The organism is Curtobacterium sp. MCLR17_042 (assembly GCF_003234695.1).
In the GTDB taxonomy this organism is placed as follows: domain Bacteria; phylum Actinomycetota; class Actinomycetes; order Actinomycetales; family Microbacteriaceae; genus Curtobacterium; species Curtobacterium flaccumfaciens.
In genome coordinates this window covers 138,762-162,056 of the sequence record NZ_QKTD01000009.1, presented here as the reverse complement: position 1 = coordinate 162,056, position 23,295 = coordinate 138,762, and the positions used below count along the sequence as shown (strand labels likewise).

The 23,295-nt window shown below is 71.6% G+C and carries 18 protein-coding genes; 4 read left to right on the top strand and 14 right to left on the bottom strand.

Going from position 1 to position 23,295, the window contains the following annotated elements; translation table 11 throughout:
* Positions 1 to 87 precede the first annotated feature (87 nt).
* The 12 genes from DEJ02_RS10940 to DEJ02_RS10885 all read right to left on the bottom strand — a co-directional run bounded on the left by DEJ02_RS10940 (position 88) and on the right by DEJ02_RS10885 (position 14,722).
* A complete protein-coding gene (locus DEJ02_RS10940; RefSeq protein WP_220038379.1) occupies positions 88 to 1,413 on the bottom strand; it encodes a sugar ABC transporter substrate-binding protein in 1,326 nt (441 codons plus the stop codon).
* Between the two features lie 287 nt (positions 1,414 to 1,700).
* Entirely contained in the window at positions 1,701 to 2,888 is a 1,188-nt protein-coding gene (locus tag DEJ02_RS10935; protein WP_181440328.1) for an ABC transporter permease, read from the bottom strand.
* Positions 2,885 to 3,652, bottom strand: coding sequence for an ABC transporter ATP-binding protein (locus DEJ02_RS10930; protein WP_258378720.1), 768 nt, complete (start codon positions 3,650 to 3,652; stop codon positions 2,885 to 2,887). Before DEJ02_RS10930 ends, DEJ02_RS10935 begins: the two co-directional genes overlap by 4 nt.
* Positions 3,649 to 4,785 (bottom strand): peptidoglycan-binding protein, encoded by a 1,137-nt coding sequence (locus tag DEJ02_RS10925; RefSeq protein WP_111033087.1) that lies wholly within the window; start codon positions 4,783 to 4,785, stop codon positions 3,649 to 3,651. Before DEJ02_RS10925 ends, DEJ02_RS10930 begins: the two co-directional genes overlap by 4 nt.
* Complete coding sequence (locus DEJ02_RS10920) at positions 4,782 to 5,300, bottom strand: hypothetical protein (protein WP_111033086.1); 519 nt, start codon at positions 5,298 to 5,300, stop codon at positions 4,782 to 4,784. The genes DEJ02_RS10925 and DEJ02_RS10920 overlap by 4 nt, the downstream gene beginning before the upstream one ends.
* A complete protein-coding gene (locus DEJ02_RS10915; RefSeq protein ID WP_111033085.1) occupies positions 5,297 to 6,502 on the bottom strand; it encodes a HAMP domain-containing sensor histidine kinase in 1,206 nt (401 codons plus the stop codon). The genes DEJ02_RS10920 and DEJ02_RS10915 overlap by 4 nt, the downstream gene beginning before the upstream one ends.
* The gene (locus DEJ02_RS10910; RefSeq protein WP_111033084.1) at positions 6,499 to 7,152 is read right to left on the bottom strand and encodes a response regulator transcription factor; all 654 of its coding nucleotides are present in this window, start codon (positions 7,150 to 7,152) and stop codon (positions 6,499 to 6,501) included. Before DEJ02_RS10910 ends, DEJ02_RS10915 begins: the two co-directional genes overlap by 4 nt.
* Positions 7,153 to 7,197: 45 nt before the next feature.
* Positions 7,198 to 7,752 carry a DUF2231 domain-containing protein gene (locus DEJ02_RS10905; RefSeq protein WP_071404319.1) on the bottom strand — a complete coding sequence of 185 codons (555 nt, stop codon included), beginning with the start codon at positions 7,750 to 7,752 and terminating at the stop codon, positions 7,198 to 7,200.
* Between the two features lie 74 nt (positions 7,753 to 7,826).
* A complete protein-coding gene (locus DEJ02_RS10900; protein ID WP_084740532.1) occupies positions 7,827 to 9,995 on the bottom strand; it encodes an ATP-dependent Clp protease ATP-binding subunit in 2,169 nt (722 codons plus the stop codon).
* A 53-nt stretch (positions 9,996 to 10,048) separates the two neighbouring features.
* Complete coding sequence (locus DEJ02_RS10895; RefSeq protein WP_111033083.1) at positions 10,049 to 11,467, bottom strand: MFS transporter; 1,419 nt, start codon at positions 11,465 to 11,467, stop codon at positions 10,049 to 10,051.
* A 104-nt stretch (positions 11,468 to 11,571) separates the two neighbouring features.
* Complete coding sequence (tatA, locus tag DEJ02_RS10890) at positions 11,572 to 11,856, bottom strand: twin-arginine translocase TatA/TatE family subunit (RefSeq protein WP_111033093.1); 285 nt, start codon at positions 11,854 to 11,856, stop codon at positions 11,572 to 11,574.
* 151 nt (positions 11,857 to 12,007) lie between these two features.
* Positions 12,008 to 14,722 (bottom strand): glycoside hydrolase family 2 protein, encoded by a 2,715-nt coding sequence (locus DEJ02_RS10885; protein WP_111033082.1) that lies wholly within the window; start codon positions 14,720 to 14,722, stop codon positions 12,008 to 12,010.
* A 238-nt stretch (positions 14,723 to 14,960) separates the two neighbouring features.
* Here DEJ02_RS10885 and DEJ02_RS10880 point away from each other — a divergent pair, with 238 nt between their 5' ends.
* Both DEJ02_RS10880 and DEJ02_RS10875 read left to right on the top strand, forming a co-directional pair.
* Positions 14,961 to 15,380 (top strand): hypothetical protein, encoded by a 420-nt coding sequence (locus DEJ02_RS10880; RefSeq protein WP_027464885.1) that lies wholly within the window; start codon positions 14,961 to 14,963, stop codon positions 15,378 to 15,380.
* A 73-nt stretch (positions 15,381 to 15,453) separates the two neighbouring features.
* Positions 15,454 to 16,284, top strand: a complete 831-nt coding sequence (locus DEJ02_RS10875) for an aldo/keto reductase (protein WP_111033081.1) — start codon at positions 15,454 to 15,456, stop codon at positions 16,282 to 16,284.
* Positions 16,285 to 16,345: 61 nt separating this feature from the next.
* Here DEJ02_RS10875 and DEJ02_RS10870 read toward each other — a convergent pair whose 3' ends face one another.
* The gene (locus DEJ02_RS10870) at positions 16,346 to 17,491 is read right to left on the bottom strand and encodes a class I SAM-dependent methyltransferase (RefSeq protein WP_071404391.1); all 1,146 of its coding nucleotides are present in this window, start codon (positions 17,489 to 17,491) and stop codon (positions 16,346 to 16,348) included.
* Between the two features lie 122 nt (positions 17,492 to 17,613).
* Between DEJ02_RS10870 and DEJ02_RS18755 the strand changes: the two genes are divergently transcribed.
* A complete protein-coding gene (locus DEJ02_RS18755; protein WP_309147168.1) occupies positions 17,614 to 19,665 on the top strand; it encodes a hypothetical protein in 2,052 nt (683 codons plus the stop codon).
* Between the two features lie 78 nt (positions 19,666 to 19,743).
* Here DEJ02_RS18755 and DEJ02_RS10865 read toward each other — a convergent pair whose 3' ends face one another.
* Positions 19,744 to 21,102: a right-handed parallel beta-helix repeat-containing protein gene (locus tag DEJ02_RS10865; RefSeq protein ID WP_111033079.1), complete on the bottom strand. Its 1,359-nt coding sequence runs from the start codon at positions 21,100 to 21,102 to the stop codon at positions 19,744 to 19,746.
* 270 nt (positions 21,103 to 21,372) lie between these two features.
* Between DEJ02_RS10865 and DEJ02_RS10860 the strand changes: the two genes are divergently transcribed.
* Positions 21,373 to 23,250 (top strand): hypothetical protein, encoded by a 1,878-nt coding sequence (locus DEJ02_RS10860; RefSeq protein WP_111033078.1) that lies wholly within the window; start codon positions 21,373 to 21,375, stop codon positions 23,248 to 23,250.
* Positions 23,251 to 23,295: the final 45 nt, after the last annotated feature.

Here is a 23,295-nt window from a genome sequence, read left to right as displayed (position 1 = left end):
GCCGTAGGCGATGACGTCCACTGCGGAGCCGGTGACCGGCGCGGACTGCTCCGCGTCGGTCACCGGCTCCGCAGTGGACGTCATCGCCTACGGCTGCGCGTTCAGCGCGGTCGTGAGGTGCTTCGAGAAGCCCTCGGCGGCCTGCTCCGGCGACTTCCGGCCGGTGGCGACGTCGGCGAACATCGACTGGAACGAGGCGTCACCCTCGATGGTGGCCCAGCCCGGGGTGGCCGGGGTCGGTCGGCTCGTACCGGCCGCCTCGAAGTACGGCTTGTGCAGCTCGTCGACGTCGCCGGCGACCGCGTCGAGCATCTCGGTGGAGTTCGGCTCCCAGCCGTCGACCCCGAACACCTGGTCCTGCTGGAACTCCTTCGAGGTCAGGATCTTCAGGTAGTACAGCGCGAGCTCCTGGTTCTCCGCCTTGGCCGGGATCCCCAGGTCGGAGCCACCGAGGAACACCGGCTGCGTCTTCCCCGCCGTGGACGACGGCATCGGGAACGTGCCGATGCGATCGGCGAGCTCCGGCTTCGCCGTGGTGATCGAGCCGATCTCCCAGGCGGACCCGAGGAACGCCGAGGTGTTGCCCTGTGCGAAGACGTCGCTCTGCGAGGGCTTGTCGGTGTTGATGTCCTGGGTGGACTTCGCCGAGTACGCGTTCTGGAAGCCCTTCCAGGCGGTCAGGCCCTTCACCGCGTCCGCGGAGTCGAGCGTGCCGGTCCACTTGCCGCCCTTGTCCGTGGCGATCTCGCCGCCGGCGTCCCAGACCCACTGCAGCCCGCCGTACCAGTACTGCCCGGGCATGTAGAAGGCGGAGAAGTCACTGGCCGGGTTGGCGGCCTTGACCTTGTCGAGGTCAGCGGTGAGCTCGTCGTAGGTGGTCGGCACGTCGGTCACACCGGCGTCCTTCCAGACCTTCTTGTCGTAGACCACGGCCCGGTTGCCGGCGAACAGCGGTGCCCCGTAGAGCTTGCCGTCGACGGTGGCGGGGCCCTCGAGCCCGGTGAGCCAGGTCTGGCCGTCCTTGAGCTCGTCGCGGTACGGCGTCAGGTCGGTCAACCCGCCGGCTGCCGCGTAGACCGGCACCTGCGTGTTGCCGAGGTCGACGACGTCGGGGGCGTCGCTCTGCGCGAGCGCCGTGGTGAGCTTGGTGGTGATCCCGTCCCACTGCTGGGTCTGGATCTTCACCTTCGCCCCGGTGTCGGCGGTGAACTGCTTGCCGGCGGCGTCGAGCACCTTGTCGCTCAGGTCGCCGTTCATCATCCAGACGGTGATGGTCTTGCCCTTGCCATCGGGTGTGCCGATGGACTTCGTGCCGCCGTCGGAAGCGGCGTTGCTCCCGGCGGAGCACCCGGTGAGGGCGAGCGCGCCTGCGAGGGCGAGCGCACCGAGTGCGGCGAAACGCGTTCGTGTCACGATGACTCCCTTGGTCCGACCTTTATGAAAGGACGTTGCGTATTCGCAATAGAAGACCCTGCACGGCCCCTTGTCAACCGTTGGATCGGTCCCTGTGACCGCTTTCGATCCGCGTGTTTCCGGGGCATCACGGATGTCGAACAGATCGACGCAGATGCTTGACCAGGTGGTCATGACCAGGCATGATCTGCGACTCGCGTCCGGTGTGGGGAAGCGACCGCCTGGAGGCCCGGTGCCGGTCCGCCGGACCGGCACCGGGCCTCCAGTGCGCGCGTCCACCGCACGCGTCAGACGGCCGCCAGGGCGGACGTCGGCGGGATCCGCGCCGCGCGTGCCGCCGGGTAGAGCCCGGAGACCCCGCCGATGACGACCGTGGCGCCGAGTCCCCCGACGACGGCCCACACCGGCAGTGCGACCGGCCAGCCCTGCGTGACCGCGAAGACGACCGTCACCGCGACGCCGAGCACGACGCCGGCCAGCCCGCCGAGGAACGACAGCAGCAAGGACTCGACCAGGAACTGGTCGCGGATGTTCCGACGACGAGCCCCCAGCGCACGGCGGACGCCGACCTCGGCACGGCGTTCCAGGACGGTGATCACCATCGTGTTCGCCACCCCGATGCCACCGACGAGCAGCGCCACCCCACCGATGCCGACCAGCAGCCCGGTGAAGGAGTCGTCCGTGGCGTCCTTCGCGGCCAACGCGTCCGACGGCCGTGTCACGCCGACGTCCTGCGGTGCCCCGGGTCGGACCGCACCGGCGAGCAGGTCCCTCGACCGTTCGACGTGCTCCGGGTCGACGCGGGTGTAGACCGCGGTCGGGGCCCCGTCGAAGCCCAGCTGCCCGGCGAACCCGCGGGGCACGAACACCCGCGAGTCGAGGTCCTCGGCGAGCGCGACGGGGTCGAGCACCCCGACGACCTGCACCCACCGACCGCCGATCCAGACCCGGCTGTCCGGATGCAGGTCCTCCATGCCGAGGACCGCGGCCGCCCGTGCCCCCAGCACGACCTGCGGCGGCGCCCCGGCGGCGTCGTCGATCCACCGCCCGGCTGCGAGCTGCCCGCCGAGGACCCGTGGCACGTCGCCCCACGCGGCGAGCACCCCGAGGCCCTTCGTCTCGGGCGCCGGCACGCGGTCGTTCCGGTACACGCCGGTGTCCGGCACGGTGCCGACGGCGGCGGCCGACTCGACGTCGTCCTGCCGCAGCACCGACTCGAGTGCGGTGGACGGCAACGGGACCGGTTCGCCGAGGCCCTGCGCCTGGGTGAGGGTGAGCACGTTCGTGCCGAGGGTGTCGAGCACCTGGTCGACCTCCGCCTTGCTCGACGACGAGATCCCGACGACCGCGAGCATCGCCGCGATGCCGATCGCGATGCCGAGCGCCGACAGCACGACACGTCCGGGCCGGGTCCGCAGCCCGAAGACGCCGAGGCGGAGCAGGTCGACCGCGCCCACGGACCGACGCCGGCTCATCGGGCGACCTCGTCGACGACCGGCGCGACCTCGGGCTCGATCATGCCGTCGCGCATCCGGACCTGCCGGGGCAGCGACGCCGCCAGGTCGAGGTCGTGCGTGATGACCACGACCGTCGTGCCCGCCGCGTTGAGCTCGCGCAGGAGTTGGACCACCGCGGCACCGGACGCCGTGTCGAGTGCACCCGTCGGTTCATCGGCGAGCAGGATCGTCGGGTCGCCGACGACGGCCCGCGCGATGGCGACGCGTTGGCGTTCCCCGCCGGAGAGCTGGTGCGGTCGGTGGTCCACCCGGTGCGCCAGGCCGACTCGTCCCAGGGCCTCGACCGCCAGTCGGTGCCGCTCGCGTCGGGGTACGCCCTGGTAGAGCAGGCCGTCGGCGACGTTCTCGGTGGCGGTCGCGCCGGCCTGCAGGTGGAAGTGCTGGAAGACGAACCCGATGTGGTCGGCACGGAGTCCGGACAGGGCGTCGTCGGACATCGTCGCGACGTCGTTGCCGGCGATCGTCACCGTGCCGGACGTGGGGCGGTCGAGGGTCCCGACGACGTTGAGCATCGTCGACTTGCCCGACCCCGACGGGCCGACGACCGCGACGAGTTCGCCGGCGGTGACCTCGAGCGACACCCCGCGCAGGGCTCCGACGTCGCCGTAGGTCTTCGTGACATCCCGGAGCGACAGGACGGAGTCGGGCGACAGCACGGCGGCGGTGGGCCGCACGGCGGCGGACGGCAGCACCGCGGCGGGTGGCAGCACGGCGGCGCTCATCCGGGCACCACCACGCGGTCGCCGGCGGCAAGGTCACCCGTCACCGCGATCCGCCCGTCCGCACTGAAGCCGGGCTCGACCCGGACCCGCTCCGTCGTGCCGTCCCGCTGCACGACGTCGACGGCGTACCGACCACCGGCGCCCGCGACGAGTGCGGCGACCGGCACGGACAGGACGTCGTGCTCGGTGGTGCCCTTCGCGTCGACCTGCGCGGACGCTGCCGCGGGCAGCGTGCGCTTCCCCGGGTCGAACGACACCGAGACGTCGACGGACGTCCCGCCGTCCTCGCTCGTCGTCGGCTGCACGTCGACGACGGAACCGGGCATCGCCGCCCCGGCGCCGTTCACCCGGACCTCGACGTCGGTGCCGACCGCGAGCCGCTCCGCATCGCGCTGGGGAACGGTCGCCGTGACGACACGCCGGGTGCTCGTGACCTGCAGGACGTCGGCCGCCGCACCCGCGCCGGCCGCCGCACCAGCGCCACCACCAGCGCCACCGGCACCCGCTCCCGCTCCGGCTCCGCCGGCGATCCGTTCCCCGAGCCGACCGTCGACCGAGGCGACCCGGACCGCGCCGTCCACGAAGGCGACGTCGTCCCCCGTCAGCACCGCGGTCACCTCGTGTCCGCGGTCCTGCTGCCACTGCCGGACGGCCCGCTCGGTCCGGGGGCCGAACCGGTCGTCGACCGACACGTCGTACCCGAGCGCGGCCAGGTTCTCGTTGAGCTGCCGCACGTCGGCGCCCTGCAGCCCACGCTCCAGGTCCCGCCAGAGCGGCACGGTGCCGTACATCGACCGGACGTCCCGCTCGTCGACGGCGTACAGGGCCCCGTCGCGTTCGATGACGTCACCGGCCCGGGGCAGCCAGGTGATCGTGCCGGCGGCGGCACCGGGGACCCCTGTCGCCGCGCCGTACCCGAGCGTCCCGGCGAACACCTTCGAGTCGGTCAGGTCGCCGCGCGTGACCGCGGCGGTGGCTCCGGTCGGCGCGGTGTCGCCTCGCGACCCGCTGCTGGCCGAGGCTCCCGGACCGCTCGGCACCGTGGCGAGGGCCCACGTCCCGGCCCCCGCGGCCACCGCCGCGACGAGGCACACCGACACGATCACCCGGCGACGGACGCGACGGTGGGTCACGACCGGGCTCCGCCCTGGACGGCCTCGAAGGCCGCGTCGGTGCAGGTGTGGGCGGCCTCGTCGAACGCCTCTTGGTCGTCGGGCTGGAACCGGTTCTGCGCCTCCTGGTCGTCCGGGAAGTCCGGGAACCCCTGCTCGCGCAGGCACTCTGCCGTCTTCCGGGCGATCTCCTCGCTGCCCGGCATCGGCTGCGCGGCCTGCGCGTCGCCGGCCGCCGCAGAGTCGTCGAGGCAGCCCGTGAGGTCCTCCTGGTACCGCTCGGGATCAGCGCCGTCGGGTGCGCTGAGCTGCATCGACCCGCCGCCGGTGCCCGGGTCGGGCATGTCGTAGCCGCGGTCCCGCATGCACTCGGCGAGGGCGACGCCGGGTGCCGCACCGCCGGACGCCGCCGTCCTGCCGGCGTCCGGTGACGCGTCGGAGCAGCCGACCAGGAACAGGGGCAGCAGGACGACGGCCGCAGCCGCGCTCATCAGGGACCGGGTGCGACGGGTGGTCGTCTTCGAGGTGTGGTTCATGCCTCCAGCACACCGGAACGGCTGTTTCGCCCCGCGTGCACGTCGGGTTGCACCGACGAAACACGGACCCGCACGAGCAGCCCGCCGGTCGGCCGTGCGGCGATCGACAGCTGCCACCCGTGCGCGTGCACGATCGCGGCGACGATCGACAGCCCGAGACCGCTGTGCTGCCCGCGTGCGTCGTCGGTCCCGCCGCGGCGGAACGGCTCCACGAGCAGCCCCGCCTCGTCCGCCGGGACCACCGGTCCACCGTTCTCGACGACGAACCCGTCCGGCTCCGTGGCCACCAGGACGGCGCCGCCGGGTTCGTTGTACTCGACGGCGTTGCCCACCAGGTTGCCGAGCAGCTGCCGCAGCAGCGTCGGCTCCCCCGGGACGACCAGGCCGGGAGGCCCGGTGCGGCGCTCGTGGGTCAGGGTCACCCCCGCCTCGGCCGCGTCACGGGCCGCCCTCGCGACGACCTCGGCGGTCACCTCGTCGATGTCGACGGCGCGCGTCGCGCCCGCCAGGCCACGATCGGCCTCGGCGAGCACGAGCAACGACTCGACCAACCGCTCGGTCCGGCGGTTCTGCTCCAGCAGCTCCGCCCGGACCGCTCGGACGTCCGCGGGGTCGGCGTCGTCGTGCAGGCCGATCTGCACCGCTGCGCGCTGCACCGCGAGCGGCGTCCGGAGTTCGTGGGACGCCTGGGCGACGAACCGGCGCTGACTCTCGAACGCGGTCTCCAGGCGGGCCAGCAGGTCGTCGACGGTGCGCGAGAGCCGCCGGAGCTCGTCGTCGGGACCGTCCAGCGCGATGCGCTCGTGCAGGTTCGACGCCGAGATGCGATTCGTGGTCGCGGTGATCCGGTCGATGGGCCGGAGGACCCGGCGGCTGACGAGCCAGCCGATGCCCCCGGCCGCGAGCCCGGCGCCCGCGATCCCGATCGCGGACCACTGCCACTGCTGCACGGCCACCAACCGGATCACCGCCACCGCACCGTCGTCGGTTCCGTCGACCTCGATCGGGGCCGGAGCGGTCGTGGTACCCGGCGACCCGGACGGCGGGCGCTGCACGGCCGCGGTGTCGAGGCCGGCACCGACACCGGCCAGCGACATGGTGTTCGTGAAGACGACGACCCCGGTCGCCAGCGCCATGGCCGCGAGCGCGAACGTCAGGGCCGTCCGGGTCCGGATGCTCCAGCCATTGGCCCACCGGCTCACAGCGCGTAGCCCTGGCCGGGCACCGTCCGGATCGGGTCCGGGTCCCCGAGCTTCCGGCGGAGCTTCGACATCGTCACACGGACCGCGGCGGTGAAGGGGTCGGTGTTCACGTCCCAGACCTTCTCGAGCAGGTGTTCGGCGGAGACGATCCGACCGTCCGCGCGGAGGAGGGTCTCGAGCACCCCGAGTTCCTTCGAGGTCAGGTCGAGCGGCCGTCCGTCGCGCGTGGCCATCCGCCGGTTCGTGTCGACGACGAACCCCGCACGCTCGAGCACCGGGGCGACGGGTGCGACGCTCCGCCGACCGAGTGCGCGGACCCGGGCGACGAGTTCCGGGTACTCGAACGGCTTGGTCAGGTAGTCGTCGGCACCGAGCTCGAGCCCGTGCACACGGTCGCTCAACGTCGTCGCGGCCGTGAGCAGGAGGATCCGTGTGAGGGCTCCGCGCGCGGTGAGCCGCCGTGCGACCTCGTCGCCGTGCAGCCCGGGGACGTCACGGTCGAGCACGACGACGTCGTAGTCGTGCACCGCCAGCAGCTCGTCGGCGTCGTCGCCGCGGTAGGCGACGTCCACCGCCATGTCCTGCCGTGTCAGGCCCGTCGCGATCAAGTCGGCGAGGGCTCGTTCGTCGTCCACCACGAGTACGCGCATCGATACATCACACGTGACGTACCTCTGCCGGACCTGGGAGCCGGATCAGGCGTCGAACGGCACCTCGCCGTGGTCACTCACGCCGGCGCGCTGGCGGTAGGACAGGTGCCCACCGAGGTACCCGCCGACACTGACGACGGCGAGACCCGCGAAGCCGAGCAGCTTGCCGGCACCGTGGTTGCCGCGCTTCCGCTGCAGCCACGACAGGCCGTACAGCGACAGACCGGTCCAGTTCACGGCCTGGTGCACCCATCCGGTGCGGAGCTGCTCGCGGTTCAGTTCGGACCAGTCGACGTAGCCGGCGACCGAGGCACTGCTCGCCGAGACGACCCCGACGCCGACCAGGGTCTTGGCGGCCTTCGCGTTGCCCTTCCCGCCGACCAGGTCGAGCACCGCGGCGGAGATCCAGGCACCGAGGGGCACCTGCACCATGAGCGGGTGGATCGGGTGACCGAACGGCACGCCGTGCAGCAGCTGGCGCAGGGCCTTCGGCTTGGCGAGGGCGTTCACGACGGCACGGTCGATGTCGACGGCCTTGTCGAGCACGCTCGCGTGCTCGACGGCGTCGGTGAGGCGACGGATCGCGCGGATCTCAGGCATGCCGTGGACGGTAGACGAACGGCCCGCCACCGGTCCCAGGAACCGGTGACGGGCCTCCCGTCCGTCGTGGTGGACTACTCCTCGACGATCTCGGCCAGCTCGAAGGGCTCGACCGTCAGGCCGTCGCCGTCCGCGGCGACGTCCACCCGGACGGTGTCGCCGTCACGGACGTCACCCGACAGGATCGCGCGGGCCAACCGGTCGTCGATCTGCCGCTGCATCAGGCGACGCAGGGGCCGCGCACCGTAGAGCGGGTCGTACCCGCGCTCGGCCAGCCAGCCGCGTGCCTCGGGGGTGACGGCGAGCTCGAGTCGGCGGTCGGTCAGGCGACGAGCCAACCGGTCGACGTAGAGCGACACGATCTGCCCGAGGTCGTCGGCCGTCAGGGCCTGGAACACCACGATGTCGTCGAGGCGGTTGATGAACTCCGGCCGGAACGCCTGCTGCACGAGTTCACGGACCGCCTCTTCCCGCTGCGCGTCGCTCAGGGACAGGTCCGTCATGAACTGCGACCCCAGGTTCGACGTGAGCACGAGGATCGTGTTCCGGAAGTCGACCGTGCGCCCCTGGCCGTCGGTCAGCCGGCCGTCGTCGAGCACCTGGAGCAGCACGTCGAACACCTCGGGGTGCGCCTTCTCGATCTCGTCGAGCAGGATCACCGAGTACGGACGGCGGCGGACCGCCTCGGTGAGCTGTCCACCGGCCTCGTACCCGACGTACCCGGGCGGGGCACCGATCAGGCGGGCCACGGAGTGCTTCTCGCCGTACTCGCTCATGTCGATGCGGACGAGGGCCTTCTCGTCGTCGAACAGGAACTCCGCGAGCGCCTTGGCCAGCTCGGTCTTGCCGACGCCCGTCGGGCCGAGGAACAGGAACGAACCGGTCGGGCGGTCCGGGTCGGAGATGCCGGCGCGGGTGCGACGGACGGCCTCGGACACGGTGGTCACGGCGGTGCGCTGCCCGATGATGCGGCGGCCGAGCTCGCTCTCCAGGTGCAGGAGCTTCTCGGTCTCGCCCTGGAGCAGCCGGCCGAGCGGGATGCCCGTCCACTGCGCGATGACGGCGGCGATGTCCTCGTCGGTGACGCTGTCGTTCACCATCCGGTCGGCGCTCTCGGCCTGTTCGGCGGCGGCGAGCTCGGCCTCGATGCGGGGCTTCTCGCCGTACTCCAGGCGGGAGACGAGTTCGTAGTCGGCCTCGCGCTGGGCGCGCTGCGACCGCATGTTCAGGTCGTCGAGCTGCTGCTTGAGTTCACCGATGCGGTTGAGGCTCGCGCGCTCGGCCTGCCAGCGCTGCTCGAGCTCGGCCAGCCGTTCCTCGCGGGTGCGCAGCTCGTTGCGCAGGGTCTCGAGGCGGGCCTTGGAGGCGTCGTCCTTCTCCTGCTTGAGCGCGAACTCCTCGACACGCAGACGGTCGACGTTCCGCTTCAGCTCGTCGATCTCGACCGGGCTGGAGTCGATCTCCATGCGGAGTCGGCTCGCGGCCTCGTCGATCAGGTCGATGGCCTTGTCGGGCAGCTGCCGGCCGGAGATGTACCGGTTCGACAGGCTCGCGGCCGCGACCAGCGCGGAGTCGTTGATCGTCACCTTGTGGTGCGCCTCGTAGCGCTCCTTGAGCCCGCGGAGGATCGCCACGGCGTCCTCGACGCTCGGCTCACCGACGTAGACCTGCTGGAAGCGACGCTCGAGCGCGGCGTCCTTCTCGATGTACTCGCGGTACTCGTCGAGGGTCGTCGCGCCGATGAGCCGGAGCTCACCGCGGGCGAGCATCGGCTTGAGCATGTTCGACGCCGCGACGGACCCCTCGCCGCCCCCGGCACCCATCAGGGTGTGCAGCTCGTCGATGAACGTGATGACCTGCCCGTCGGAGTCGTTGATCTCCTTGAGCACGGCCTTGAGCCGCTCCTCGAACTCGCCGCGGTACTTGGCGCCGGCGATGAGGGCGGAGATGTCGAGCGAGATGAGCCGCTTGTCCTTGAGGGAGTCGGCGACGTCCCCGGCGACGATGCGCTGCGCGAGCCCCTCGACGACGGCGGTCTTGCCCACGCCGGGCTCGCCGATGAGCACGGGGTTGTTCTTGGTGCGGCGCGTCAGCACCTGGGAGACGCGCCGGATCTCGGAGTCGCGGCCGATCACGGGGTCGAGCTTGCCGCTGCGGGCGATCGCCGTGAGGTCGATGCCGTACTGCTCGAGGGCGGTCTTCTGTCGTTCTTGCGAGTCAGGAGCGCCCTGGAGGTTCGCCATGCGTTCCGTCCTTTCGTTGCGGTGGTCCTGGAGTTGAGTCTACTCCACTCAACTTACGTGCGCTCCGGGACATTCCGGATCCCGACGGCGCAGACGACGGCACCGGCCGCCAGCAGGAGCGCCATCACCACCATGGCCCGGTGCAGCCCGTCGACGCTCACCTCACCGCCGAGCACCACGCCGGCCAGTGCCACCGTGACGAGCCCGGCGATCCGCGCGACCGCGTTGTTCACGGCCGAACCGGACCCGGCCTCGGACTGCGGCACCGATCCGAGCACCGCACTGGTCAGGGGTGTGACCATCAGGGCGATGCCCACGCCGATCAGCACCAGTCCGGGGAACACCGACCACCAGTAGCCGTTCGGGTCGTCGCCGGCGAGCAGCAGCAGGAGCGCCCCGACCGCGCCGACCGCCGGCCCCGCGGCCATGAACCACCGCGGGCCGTACCGACCGGCCGCGGACCCGACGGCGGTGGACAGCGCGAGCAGCATGATCGTCGGCGGCAGCGTCGCGAGGCCGGCGAGCCAGGCCGGGAACCGCCAGACCTCCTGCAGGAACAGGGTGACGACGAAGAACACCATGCCGAGCGCCCCGTAGATGGACAGCGTCGCGAGGTTGCCGACCGTGAAGTTCCGCGCCCGGAACAGCTCGAGCGGCACGAGCGGCGAACCCGTCGTCCGTGTCACCCGCAGTTCCCACGGCACGAACGCCACCAGTGCGGCGGCGCCGAGCACGAGCGCGCCGACCACCACGGGCGCCCCCCACCCGAGCCGCTCCTGTTCGATGAGCCCGAGCACGACACCGCCGACACCCACCACGGCGAGCACGGCCCCGACGACGTCGATGCGCGGGCGGACGGCGGGGTGCACGTCACCGGTGATGCGCAGGACCAGCGGGATCGTCACGGCGATCGGCACCGCGGTGAGCACGAAGACCCACCGCCACCCGATACCGTCCACCACCAGCCCGCCGACCACGGGGCCGAGGATCGTGGCCGCGCTCGACCACGCCGTCCACGTGCCGATGGCCTTCGCCTGCGCCGCCCCGCGGAACGCCGCGACGATGAGGGCGAGCGCGCTCGGCATGACCAGCGCCCCGCCGACGCCCTGCAGCGCCCGGGCGACGATGAGCACCTCGCCGTTCGGGGCGATCGCGCACACCACGGACGCGATGCCGAAGACCACGAGCCCCCACGTGATGATCCGGACGCGGCCGAACAGGTCGGACAGGCTGCCGGCGACCAGGATGAGCGAGCCGAGGGTGACCAGGTACGCGTCGACGACCCACTGCTGCACGACGAGTCCGCCGCCGAGCTCCTGCCGGATAGCGGGGAGTGCGACGTTCACGACGCTCGAGTCGAGCCCGACGACGAACGACGCCAGGATCGCCACCACCAGCACGATCCGCCGGTCGTCCCGGAGCGGCGCGACACCGTGCGGCACGGGCGCCGGAACGGGAACGGGAGCGGTCATGTGCTCATCCTGCGGCACCGGGTACCCCGCGGTCGATCCCGCACGACGAAGCCCCCGCGACCGATGTGGTCGCGGGGGCTGCCGACAGGACGGGGCTGGGTGTCCTAACGCCGGGAGTCGGTGTTCGGCTGCGCGGTCGACCCCGGGTTCAGGACCGGACCGGCGGCGGGCTCGGTGGGGACGTTCTGGACGGTGCTGTTCTGCACCGTGCCGTCCGGAGCCGTGCCGTTGGCCTGGGCCTTCTTCTCGTCGTCGGACATCTCCTTCTTGAAGATGTTGATCGACTGGCCGAGGCCCTTGGCGAGCGCCGGGAGCTTGGTCGCGCCGAACAGCAGGATGACGATCCCGAGGATGATCAGCAGGTGAAGGCCGGTCAGGTTACCAATCATCATGACTCCTTGATCTGGAACTGGTCGCCGTCCGCTGATCGTCGTCGATCACCGCGGCGGAAGTCCGTGTCCCCCCATGGTAACTCCCCCGTCCCTGGATGCCCAGGCCGGTCCTCGGAACGGACACCGTTCGTCCAGGGAAGCGCTCCGGTCACCGCAGGACGCCGTCGATGCTCCACAGCACCGGCGCCTCACGGAGCGCCGGGATGTCGGCCTCGGTCACACCGCCGAGCCGGAACACCACTCGCTCGCCGGGCAGCAGCGTCATGAACCCGCGGTCGACCGTTCCACCGGCCGCGACCCGGTCGGGCTGCACCAGCAGGTCGCGGACGAGCGAGTCGGCCTCGACGGTCAGGTCCAGACCACCGTCGACCACCGCGAACGAGGTCCGGTAGCGCGCGGGCTCCCACCGCATCGCGGCGTCGGGACCGGGAGTCCAGACCGCGCGGCGCCAGTCCATGTCCGCGATGATGAGCTCGTTGGCCGGGTCGTCGACGACACCGACCGACTCGGGCAGGGCGACGACCGCGACGCCGGCGGACGACAGCCGGACCGGCAGCGACGCCTCGGCCAGGATCGTGCCGGCCGTGGTGATCCGGCGCACCCGCACCACGCTGTCGTGCCCGGTGCGGGTCGACCGGACGGCCACCTCGACGGGCGAGGACCCGAACGCACCGGGCGAGACGCCCAGCGAGAGCGTGTCCGCGAGCTCGCCCAGGTCAGCCGTCTCGCCGACCGCAGGCGACGCACCCGGGTGATCCGGGCCTCCAGTCCGCTCCGCACCCGACGGTCCCGACGCACCCGACGCGGCGAGCGCACCCGACGCACCAGCGGTACCGGCCGCACCCGGCGTCACCGCCACCGACGACACCGGACGGATCGTCAGCAGCACGTCGTCGTACAGGCGGCGCAGCTCGTGCGCCAGCGGCTTCAGCCGCCCCGCCGAGTCGATCGCCGACCACGACGACACCGGCCACAGGTCGTTCAGCTGCCACACCACGACACCGGTGTTGCGCGGCCAGTGCGTGCGCCAGTGCTCGACGCCGGTCGCGATCGCCCGCGCCTGCTGCAGCTGCGTCAGGTAGTGCCAGGCGTCGAACGAGGCCGGGTCGACCGCGCCGAAGCGCGGCTCCAGCCCGCGGGCCAGCTTGGCCATCCCGTCCGCCGCCTTCTGGTGGTGGACCACACCGGGCGAGTCGACCCGCAGCGGCGCGTCCGTGACCGCCTCGCGCAGCGTGCGCCAGGCGGGCGGCGCCTGCCAGCCGAACTCCGACACGAAGCGCGGCACCGACTCGCGGTAGGCGGTGTCGGGCAGCCGGTTCCAGACGTCCCACGAGTGGTGCGTCTCGTGGTCGACCTCGTTCGCGGGCAGCGACTCGGAGCCGGACCACGGCGACGCGACCGTGTAGAAGCGCGACGGGTCGACCGCGTCGACGATGGTCGGCAGCAGGTCGAGGTAGTAGTCGAGTCCCCAGCCGCGATCGCCCAGCTCCGCGCCCCAGCCGTCGGCGTCGTGCAGCCAGATGTTCTCGTTGTTGCCGTTCCAGACCACCAGCGAGGGGTGGCGGGCGAGCCGGGCGACGTTGTCCCGCGCCTCGGCGATGACCTCGCTGCGGATCGGCTCGACCTCGGGGTAGGCCGAGCACGCGAACGGGAAGTCCTGCCAGACGAGCAGACCGAGTTCGTCGCAGACCTCGTAGAAGTCGCGCGATTCGTACACTCCGCCGCCCCAGACGCGCACGAGGTTCGTGCCGAGCGAGGCCGCGGCACCCAGCCGGGACTCCAGTCGGACGCGGTCGACGCGCGAGACGATGACGTCGTCGGGGATCCAGTTGACGCCCCGGACGTCGATGAGCGTGCCGTTGACGTGCACGGCGAAGGGGCGGCCGATGCCGTCGACCTGGGTCTCGATGCGGGTGGACCGGAACCCGGTGCGGAACGTGTCGCGGTCGAGCACCTCGCCGTCGACGGTCTGCAGCTCGACCACGACGTCGTACTGCGGCTGCGCGCCGTAGCCGCGCGGCCACCAGCGCCGCGCCTCGGGGACGCGCACGGTGACGACGGTCTCGTCGTCCTTCGGGGTCAGCTGCGCGCGGGAGCGCTGACGCGTGGTGGCGCCGTCCTCGGTCTCGCCGCTCACGGTGACGACGAGCACCAGGTCGTCGTCCTCGCCGTCCTGGTCCAGGTCGTTCATCCCCGAACGCTCGACGGTGATGTGGGCGTCGAGCACGCCCTCACCGGCCTCGACGTCGACGAGTGGACGCACCTCGCGCAGGCGCGCGGTCGACCAGCGCTCGATCGCGACCGGCCGCCAGGGGCCGCTCGTGACTGCGGTCAGGCCCCAGTCCCAGCCGAAGTTCGACGCCATCTTGCGGACGTACGGGAACGGTTCGTCGTACGGGCCCGGCATGCTGCCGGCCTTCGCGGCCACCCGGCCGGCCTCGCGGTACGGCGACTCGAACAGGATCTCGAGGTCCTTCGTGGTGCCACCGGACCCCGTCTGCACGCGGGCGTCGAACCGGTACCGGCGGTGCATGTTGCGGGTCGTGCCCACGACGACGCCGTCCAGGCTGAGTTCCGCGACCGTGTCGAGACCGTCGCAGACCAGGTCGACGCGCTCGTGCCCCCGCGGGTCGACGTCGACCGTGCGGCGGTAGGCCCAGTCGGCGCGGCCGACCCACTTCGCTGCCTGCTCGTTCAGGTGGAACGTCGGGTCCGGCAGCAGCCCCTCCCGCTCCAGGTCGGTGTGGACCTGGCCCGGCACCGTCGCCGGGATGGTGCGGCCCGCGACGCCGTCCGGCGCACCGGTTCCTCCGGCCATCGTCACGGTCCAGTCGTCGCGGAGTTCCTCGCGTTCGAGGGTCATGCGGGTCCTTCTCTTCGGCGGCAGGGTGTCCGTCGGCCTCGGTCGGGGACGCCGACCGGCGGTCCGACCCGCGGCCGGTTCCCACGGCCTGGAGGCACGGCACCGGTTGCCCGGGCGTCGTCACGTCGCGCGCACGAACGGGTTGCGCTCGCGCGAGGGGTGCTCGGCGATGCTAGTACGGGATGCTTTCGGCAACCTAGGTGGTGACAGGGGCGGGTCGCGCGGGCAAGGTGGGAACGTGATCACCGTCGAACTCGCCAGGTCCCTCCGTGACGCCGGCCTCCGCTGGCACCCCGAGACCGGGGACCGGTTCGTGATCGACAAGCCCGGCATCGACGACGACGTCTACACGGTGTCCGAGATGACCGTCGAACGGCACGACTCCCCCACCGGCACGATCCTCGGCTTCAACGGCACCACCGAGTGGGCGCTCGACTCGGTCACCGCCACCGAGTCGCTCTGGCTGCCCCGTGAGGACCAGCTGCGCGAACTGCTCGGGCCGTCGTTCATCGGACTGACCCGCGTGCAGGTCGGGGGTCGCGTGGTCTTCACCGTGACGGCGACGATCGGCGGGGCCGACCGCAGCTTCGCGTCCGAGGTCCCGGCGATCGCGTACGGCCAGGCGCTCCAGGCCTACATCACGGCTGCGCTCGCCTGAACGGCGCGCCCGGGGTCGCCGTTCCTGGGTGTTGGCGGAATGGGCGCTGAGGGGCGTTTGGTTGCATGACACCATGACCGTTCCGAACATCACCCTGAACGACGGCAAGACCATCCCGCAGCTCGGCTTCGGTGTCTTCCAGATCGACCCCTCCGAGACGAAGGCCGCCACACTGGCCGCGCTCGAGGTCGGCTACCGCCACATCGACACCGCCGAGATGTACGGCAACGAGAAGGAGGTCGGTGAGGCGATCGCCGAGTCCGGCATCGACCGTTCCGAGATCTTCGTCACCTCCAAGCTCAACAACGGCTTCCACGCCCCCGAGGCGGCGCTGGAGAACGGCAAGAAGTCGGCCGACCTGCTCGGCGGCTACACCGACCTGTTCCTCATCCACTGGCCGCTGCCCACCGTCTCGGACTTCGTCCCGACGTGGAAGGCCCTCGAGGAGCTGTACCACGCCGGCACCGCCCGCTCGATCGGTGTCTCGAACTTCCAGGCGCACCACCTGCACCGCCTGCGTGCCGAGACCGACGTCCCGCCGTCGGTCAACCAGATCGAGGTGCACCCGTACCTCGCGCAGGACGAGCTCCGCGCCGTGAACCGCGAGCTCGGCATCGCGACCGAGGCGTGGTCCCCGATCGCGCAGGGCCTCGTCCTCGACGACGAGACCATCACCCGCGTCGCCGCGTCGGTCGGCAAGTCCCCGGCGCAGGTCGTCCTCCGCTGGCACATCCAGCGCGGCGACATCGTGTTCCCGAAGTCGGTCACCCGGGCTCGCGTCGAGGAGAACTTCGCGATCTTCGACTTCGAGCTGTCGGACGAGGACATGACGGACATCACGGCCCTCGACAAGGGTCACCGCACGGGCCCCGACCCCGACACGTTCGACTACGTGCCGGCCTGATCGGTCCCCCACCGCACCACGTCGCGAGAGCCGTCCGGGTCAGCCCGGGCGGCTCTCGCCGTCAGCGGTTGGTCGCGACCGAGGCCGTGACCGTGAACTTGGGGGTCCGGACGACCTCCCGGGTCGGCCCGACCAGGCGCGAGAGCACCGGCCGGTAACGCAGGTGCGTGTTCCAGACGCACCACAGTTCACCGCCGGCCTGGAGGATCGTGGCCGCGTTCCGGAACATCGCCTCGGCCGTGTCCGTGGTCACAGTGGTGTCCGCGTGGAACGGCGGGTTGCAGAGGACGAGCTGTGCGGACCCCTCGGCCAGCTCGTCGCCCGCGTCGGTCCGCAGCACCGTCACCCGGTCGGCAACGCCGTTGGCCTCCGCCGTCGCGCGCGTCGACTCGACCGCGATCCGGGACACGTCGGTGGCGATCACCCGCACCGACGGTCGCCGACGAGCGACCGCAGCCGCGATGACGCCGTTGCCGCTCCCCAGGTCCACGATCGTGCGCGCGGTCGGGACCGCCTGGTCCATCGCGTCGAGCAGCACCCGCGTGCCCTGGTCGAGCGACGTCCCGGCGAACACGCCACCGTGGGCGACCAGGGTCATGCCGAGGTCGTCGACGTGCACCGACCGCGGCCAGGGGTTCGTCGTCGCGGCGCGGTTCGCCTGTGCGCGGAGCGGGTCCTGCGCGATGAGCAGTCGCGACTTGCCACGGCCTCGTGATGCCGTGACCTCGCCGAACGAGCGCCGGAGCACGTCGTTCTGCGTCACGTGCATGTACTTCACGTTGCCGCCGCAGAGGAGCACCACGTCGGGCGCCGCGAACCGGGCGACCGCGCGGGCGATCTCGTCGAGCCGGTCGTGCGACTTCGACAGCCGCAGCACCACGAGCCGCACGTCACGGAAGGCGTCCTCGAGCGAGTCGGGGTGGTGGAAGCCGCGCAGCCCGAACGTGCCGGCGTTGGCCTCGAGCGCCCGTTCCCCGACCAGGGAGTCCTGGACGACCCGGATGTCGCTCGCGCCGTACTGCGTGATGAGGCCGAGCGTCAGCACCCCGTACCGATCGTCGACGACCGCGACCTCGCCGGGCTGGCGGAGCGCGTCGCCGTGCACGTGCGGGGCTTCGTCGAGCAGGAAGCGGTCGGTGCCGTCGATCGCGATGAGGTCCGGCGCGTCGTCGTCGCGTCGACGGAAGAGGTCGGCGAAGTCTGGCACCGCGTCAGCGTACCCGGCGGCGGCGGCCTCCGAAGCAAGGAGGGCATCGCACTCACGATGCGAACAGGCTGTGTATTTCACATGTCGGTACCCTGAGGGTCCCCCACAGAAGGAGCCCCCCAATGGCCCCCACCACGTTCCGGAGCGCCGCAGTCGTCTGCGGCGTCCTGACCGCCTCCCTCGGCTTCGGCCTGCTGACGCCGGCCGTCGCCACCGCTGCCACCACCACTCCCGCAGCCGCGTCATCGTCGGACTCCACGGCGCAGGAGGCCAATCCCGACTTCGACTCCCTCCCCGTCGATCCCTCGCTGACAGCCCCGAAGTTCCACCAGGACTGGAGCACGCCGTTCGGCTCCCGCGTCGTCGTCGGGGATGCCGGCGGCGACGACATCTGGCTCGTCATCGGCAACACCGCCTACGACCGCTCCACCGGGGGCGGTCTGTTCTTCCTGAACGTGCAGGACCGACACCAGGACGCCGGACTCGAGGTGATCCGGGTCCACACCGCCGCCGACGGCACCCAGACCCGGGGTGAGCGCATCCCGATGCCGCGGAGCATCCGTGTCGACGGGCTGCAGGAGCAGAACACGTTCACGCCCGGCACCACCCACTTCGCCGGCAGTGCGACCGCCGGAGCCACCATCGTCGCGAAGGACACCACCTCGGGCGCCACCCTGTTCACGACCGACGTCAGCGGGGCACGCAACGGGACCGGCACCTGGAGCGCCGATGCCGACCTCGCCGACACCGACCACGTGATCACCCTCACGCAGACGACGACCGACGGCCGGACGAACGAGCTCCGCGACGTCCGGTTCTCGCCGGCCGCGTCCGACGGGCCGACCGCACCCACCCTCCAGACGACCGAACGGCGGCTCGACGGCTCCTTCGTGCTGACCGGCAAGTACGACGACGCCGTGGACTCGGTCGTCGTCCAGGACGCAGCCGGCGCCACGATCGCCGACGCGACGCTCGAGGAGACCAGCTACATCGCCCGGGTCCCCCAGGACCGCCTCGGCTCGACCGTCTACGTCGTCGCGAAGGCCGCCGACGGCACGCCTTCGAGCCGAACCGCAGCCCCGCTGGCGCAGCTCCCCACCGACACTTCGGTGCCGAAGCCGACGGTGAGCTCCGTGTACGTCCACACCGACGGCCGGGTGCAGGTCGTCGGCGAACCGGACGGCGCTGCGGCGCTCTGGATCCTCGACGGCGACCGCGTCGTCGCCGGCGTCGGGCACAACGAGATCTGGAGCTACGTCATCCGTGCGCAGGAGACCGGCAAGCAGCTCGAGATCGCCAACGTCGGCTTCGACGGCAAGGGCTTCTCGTCCCTGTCCGAGCGTGTGGCACTCCCCCGCCTCCTGCAGGTCGACGGCCTCGCGGACGAGAACACCTACACGCCGGGCGCACGCGCCTTCGCCGGCACCGCCGAGGCCGGCGCGACGATCACCGCGACCGACCAGCGCGGCCGCAAGCTCTTCACGGCACCGGTGACCGGTACGCGCTCCGGCGTCGGGACCTGGAAGGCCTCGGCCGACCTGACCAGCGCAGCCGGGTACGAGCTCACCTTCACGCAGAAGACCGCCGACGGCCGGACGTCGGTGATGCGGAACATCGCGTTCGACGCCGAGGCACAGACCGTCGAGCCGGTCACGGTCACCACGAAGACGGTGACCGCGGGCGTCTCGAACCACATCACCGGCACCGCCACCCCCGGCGCGACCTTCCGCGTCCTCAACCCGAGCGGCACCCAGATCGTCCCGGGCACCCACACGGTCGCCACCGACGGCTCCTGGTCGTTCGACCGCGTCGTCTCCAAGGGCGCCGCCAAGCTCGACATCGTCATCGAGCAGACCGTCAACGGCACCGCGAAGAAGTCCGGCACCTTCTCGCTGACCGCGTCCGCGGAACGGAACGTCACCGTGACGACCAAGACCGTCACCGCCGGAGTCTCGAACCACATCACCGGCACCGCCACCCCCGGTGCCACCATCCGGGTCCTCAACCCGAGCGGCACCCAGATCGTCCCCGGCACCCACCAGGTCGCCACCGACGGCACCTGGTCGTTCGACCGCGTCGTCTCCAAGGGCGCCACCAAGCTCGACATCGTCATCGAGCAGACCGTCAACGGCACCGCGAAGAAGTCCGGCACCTTCTCCCTCGCCGCGAGCTGATCGCCGCTCCACCGATGAACCACAGCACCCCCGGGCCCACGAGGCTCCGGGGGTGCTGCGGCGTCCGGGGGGGTGAGCTCAGCCGGTCGTCACCGTCGCTCCGCCGTGGGCGATCCGGACCCGCGCCGTCCCCCACGTGTTGCGCCGGACGACGAACCGGTTGTCCGCATCCCCGAACCGGACGGCCACGGCCAGTGCGTGCGGCGCGGACTCGAAGTGGTTGCGCGTGATCGCGCCGTGGTTCGCTCCCGCGCGGACGTTCACGCCGATCCCGGCGCCACCGACGCCCACGATGCGGTTCGCGCGGACGGTGACGGCCGCGTTCGAGTGCGCGAGGCAGACGGCGTTCTCGACGCTCGCCTCGATCCGGTTGCGGGCGACCACCATCCCCCGTGTCAGCTTGAGCAGGATGCCGGCCTCACCGGAGGATCCACCGCCGCCCGTCACGACGTTGCCCGAGACCACCCCGGTCGCGCGCGGCTGGGTGGACCCGACGGTCGTTCCGGCACCGCTCACGATGATCGCGGACCCCGGCGCGAGCCCGGGCGGCCTGGTCACGGTGTTGTCCGCGATGACCAGTCCGATCGGCGCCACGCTGGTCCGTTCCCGATCGGCGGGGTCCTTCGACGGCACGGCGGCGATGCCGACCCGGCAGCCCGTCACGACGTTGCTGCGGATCTCGATGTCCTCGCCGGCGTGCGTGTCGATGCCCTCCCATGCGGGGACGCCGTCGATCCGGTTGCCCGTCACGCGGACCCGAGCCGACCGGCGGGCGTCCGAGGGGGTGTACCGGGCGTCGCGCGTCAGGGAGATGCCGTACGAGTTGACCCGACGCGCGGGCTGCCGGACGTCCCGCACCGTGTTGCCGTCGATGATCCCGTCGACGACCCCGACCCCGACGATGCCCGCGTAGCCGAGGCGCTCCATCGTCGTCCCGGTGATCTCGAATCGGTCGCAGTACTCCAGGTGCACTCCGTCGTGCGGGATGTCCCGGAAGTGACCGCGTCGCACGGTGATCCCGTGCAGCGGACCGCCGCGGAGTCCCATCACCGCGATCCCGTGACCGAGGCCCCCGCTGTCGGCACCGGCTCCCGTGATCACGGCGTCCACGACCTCGACGTCGGACGCCTGCACCAGGAGGGCGGTCGACGCAGTCGTCATGCGGAGGGCACCGCCGCCGGTGAACCGCAGTCGCAGTGGACTCCGGACGACGAGACTCCGCGAGCGCGCCCAGACCCGGTCGATCACGTACTCCCCTCCGGAGGGCACCGCGTCCAGTGCCGCCTGCAGCTGGTCGCCGTCCGGGTCGTCGGCCGCTTCGGTCGACCCGGGGCGTCGCCCGAGGACCACGGTCGCGGCCAGGCCGACTCCGCCGAGCACCGCAGCGATCAGCACACGACGTCGAACACGTTCCTCCGGTCGCCCTCGGTCGCCCATCCCTGCCCCCTCGTCGTGCCGATCGCCCCGCCGTGTCGGCGCAACCGTACGGCGCCGCGATCACACCGTCCACGTCCTGGTATTCCACCATACGAGGGCCATTCTGTATCTCGCATTGCCGCATGGTCGATGGCTTCAAGGGTGCTGATATGTTGCGTTCCAGCCGGGTCGACCGGACACGGACGGCACCGACCGTCCGCCCTCAGAGACGAGAGAGAGACATCGATGACGAGACACTCCCGCAGGACCACCGCGCGCACGGCAACCGGCATGACGGTCCTGACGATCGCTGCGACCGCCGGGCTGTCCCCGGCCGCCGCGGCCGAGCTCGACGAGTCGGAGCTGACCCTGGTCGGCCCGCTCGTCACCGAGACCTCGGCGTTCGCCGGTGACCCGTCCACCCCGCGGTACAGCGCCCCCTCGGCGGCCGCGGCCGGCGCAGAGATCCCGGCGAACCGCGCCACCACGCTGGCGGCCGCCCGCGCGGCCGCCGTGCGGTGGTCCATCCCGCAGCCCGGAGCGGTCACCACCGTGCGACCGTTGTCGGACCCCGACCTGTGCCTCACCGCCGCCACGGCCTCGATCACGAGCTACTCGCCCGTCACCCTCGAGACGTGCGTCGACGGTGACGCCAAGCAGCAGTTCCGCACCGCGGCGAACACCGGCTCGAACAACCCGATCGGCACCGGCCTGCAGTCGACCTACAACCGCGGGTTCCTCGGCCTGTTCAACACCGACCGGGTGATGCGCCTGCAGTCCCAGAACGTCGCCGACCGACTGCCGAACACCGAGGACTTCACGCCGTCGTTCACCGCACGAGTGGACTCCACCGACGTCACGACGCGGAGCGCCCAGGTCTCCGGCACGGGCACACCCGATGCGACGGTGCTCATCGACGGGCGGAACCCGCAGGTCGTCGGGCCCGACGGTCGCTGGACGGCCCGCGTCACGAACCTGCCCCTCGGCACCAGCACCCTCGAGCTCGAGCAGTACGAGGGCACCGAACGCACCGGCACCGCCGAGCTCGAGATCACGCTGACGGTGGCACCGCTCACGTTCGAGACGACCTTCGCCGACGCCCTGTCCGATCCGGTGACGGCCAGTGGGAGCGCGCAGCCCGAGGCCGCGGTCCGCCTCTACGACGCCGCGGGGAACCAGCTCGGCGACACGGTCACGGCAGGTCCGAACGGAGCGTGGGAGACGACGATCCCCGCACCCGATGCCGGTGGTGTCCTCCGGATCACTGCCGCACAGTTCGTCGACGGCATCCGCGACACCGCGAACGAGGTGACCCGCGAGGTCGACTACGGCGCCGCGGTGAGCATCGCCACCCCGGCCGAGGGCGCCGCCCACGCTGGCGGTTCGGTCTCGATGTCGGGCAGTGGCGAACCGGGGTCCACCATCGAGGTGGTCGAGGTGACCGCCGACGGCGAGCGCACGGTCGGCCGCAGCGCCGAGGGGGTCCTGCCCAGCGGCCGCTGGTTCGTCGACACGAACTCGCTGGACCGAGCCGAGCACGTCCTGCGCGTGGTCCAGGGCTCGAAGGGCGACAACACCACCACTGCGCAGGTCACGGTCAACCCCGGCGAGACCGGCCGTCTGACGCAGGTACGACTGACCGGCCCGGAGACCGTCACGCCCGGGGTGTCGAACCGGATCTCCGGGACCGGCGAACCCGGCGCGAGCTACCGCGTCCTGAACGTCTCGGGCGCGGAGCTCGTACCCGGCACGCGCCAGGTCGACGACGAGGGCAACTGGTCCTTCGACCGGGTGGTGTCGAACGGCGCCGAGAGCTTGCGGTTCGTCATCGAACAGACGAAGGGCGAACAGGGACCGGAGCCGTCCGAGCTCTTCACGATCGCTGCCAACGAGGGCTTCGCGCCGGTCGAGATCACCACGCGCGCCGTCGACCCCGGCGTCCTGAACACGTTCGAGGGCACCGGGCCGGCCGGGGCGACGATGGTCGTGCTCAACGCATCGGGCACACAGATCGTGCCCGGCACCGTCACGGTCGACCCCGAGGGCAACTGGAGCTTCGAGCGGGTCGTCTCCAGCGGCGCCACGAAGTTCCAGTTCAAGTTCGAGGTGTCGATCTCGGGGACGACCTACGAGACGACGCTGGCGGAGATCTTCGCGAACACCCGGTGACCGCCGGTTGACAGAGGGGCGCCTTGGCTCTGTCCGGGCGCCCTT

Bases quoted from the DNA above. Each gene is read 5' to 3' on its own strand.
- DEJ02_RS10935 (WP_181440328.1), bottom strand. From the start codon at position 2,888: ATGAGCCGGCGTCGGTCCGTGGGCGCGGTCGACCTGCTCCGCCTCGGC.
- DEJ02_RS10930 (WP_258378720.1), bottom strand. From the start codon at position 3,652: ATGAGCGCCGCCGTGCTGCCACCCGCCGCGGTGCTGCCGTCCGCCGCC.
- DEJ02_RS10920 (WP_111033086.1), bottom strand. From the start codon at position 5,300: ATGAACCACACCTCGAAGACGACCACCCGTCGCACCCGGTCCCTGATG.
- DEJ02_RS10910 (WP_111033084.1), bottom strand. From the start codon at position 7,152: ATGCGCGTACTCGTGGTGGACGACGAACGAGCCCTCGCCGACTTGATC.
- DEJ02_RS10905 (WP_071404319.1), bottom strand. From the start codon at position 7,752: ATGCCTGAGATCCGCGCGATCCGTCGCCTCACCGACGCCGTCGAGCAC.
- DEJ02_RS10900 (WP_084740532.1), bottom strand. From the start codon at position 9,995: ATGGCGAACCTCCAGGGCGCTCCTGACTCGCAAGAACGACAGAAGACC.
- DEJ02_RS10895 (WP_111033083.1), bottom strand. From the start codon at position 11,467: ATGACCGCTCCCGTTCCCGTTCCGGCGCCCGTGCCGCACGGTGTCGCG.
- tatA (WP_111033093.1), bottom strand. From the start codon at position 11,856: ATGATTGGTAACCTGACCGGCCTTCACCTGCTGATCATCCTCGGGATC.
- DEJ02_RS10885 (WP_111033082.1), bottom strand. From the start codon at position 14,722: ATGACCCTCGAACGCGAGGAACTCCGCGACGACTGGACCGTGACGATG.
- DEJ02_RS10875 (WP_111033081.1), top strand. From the start codon at position 15,454: ATGACCGTTCCGAACATCACCCTGAACGACGGCAAGACCATCCCGCAG.
- DEJ02_RS18755 (WP_309147168.1), top strand. From the start codon at position 17,614: ATGGCCCCCACCACGTTCCGGAGCGCCGCAGTCGTCTGCGGCGTCCTG.
- DEJ02_RS10865 (WP_111033079.1), bottom strand. From the start codon at position 21,102: ATGGGCGACCGAGGGCGACCGGAGGAACGTGTTCGACGTCGTGTGCTG.
- DEJ02_RS10860 (WP_111033078.1), top strand. From the start codon at position 21,373: ATGACGGTCCTGACGATCGCTGCGACCGCCGGGCTGTCCCCGGCCGCC.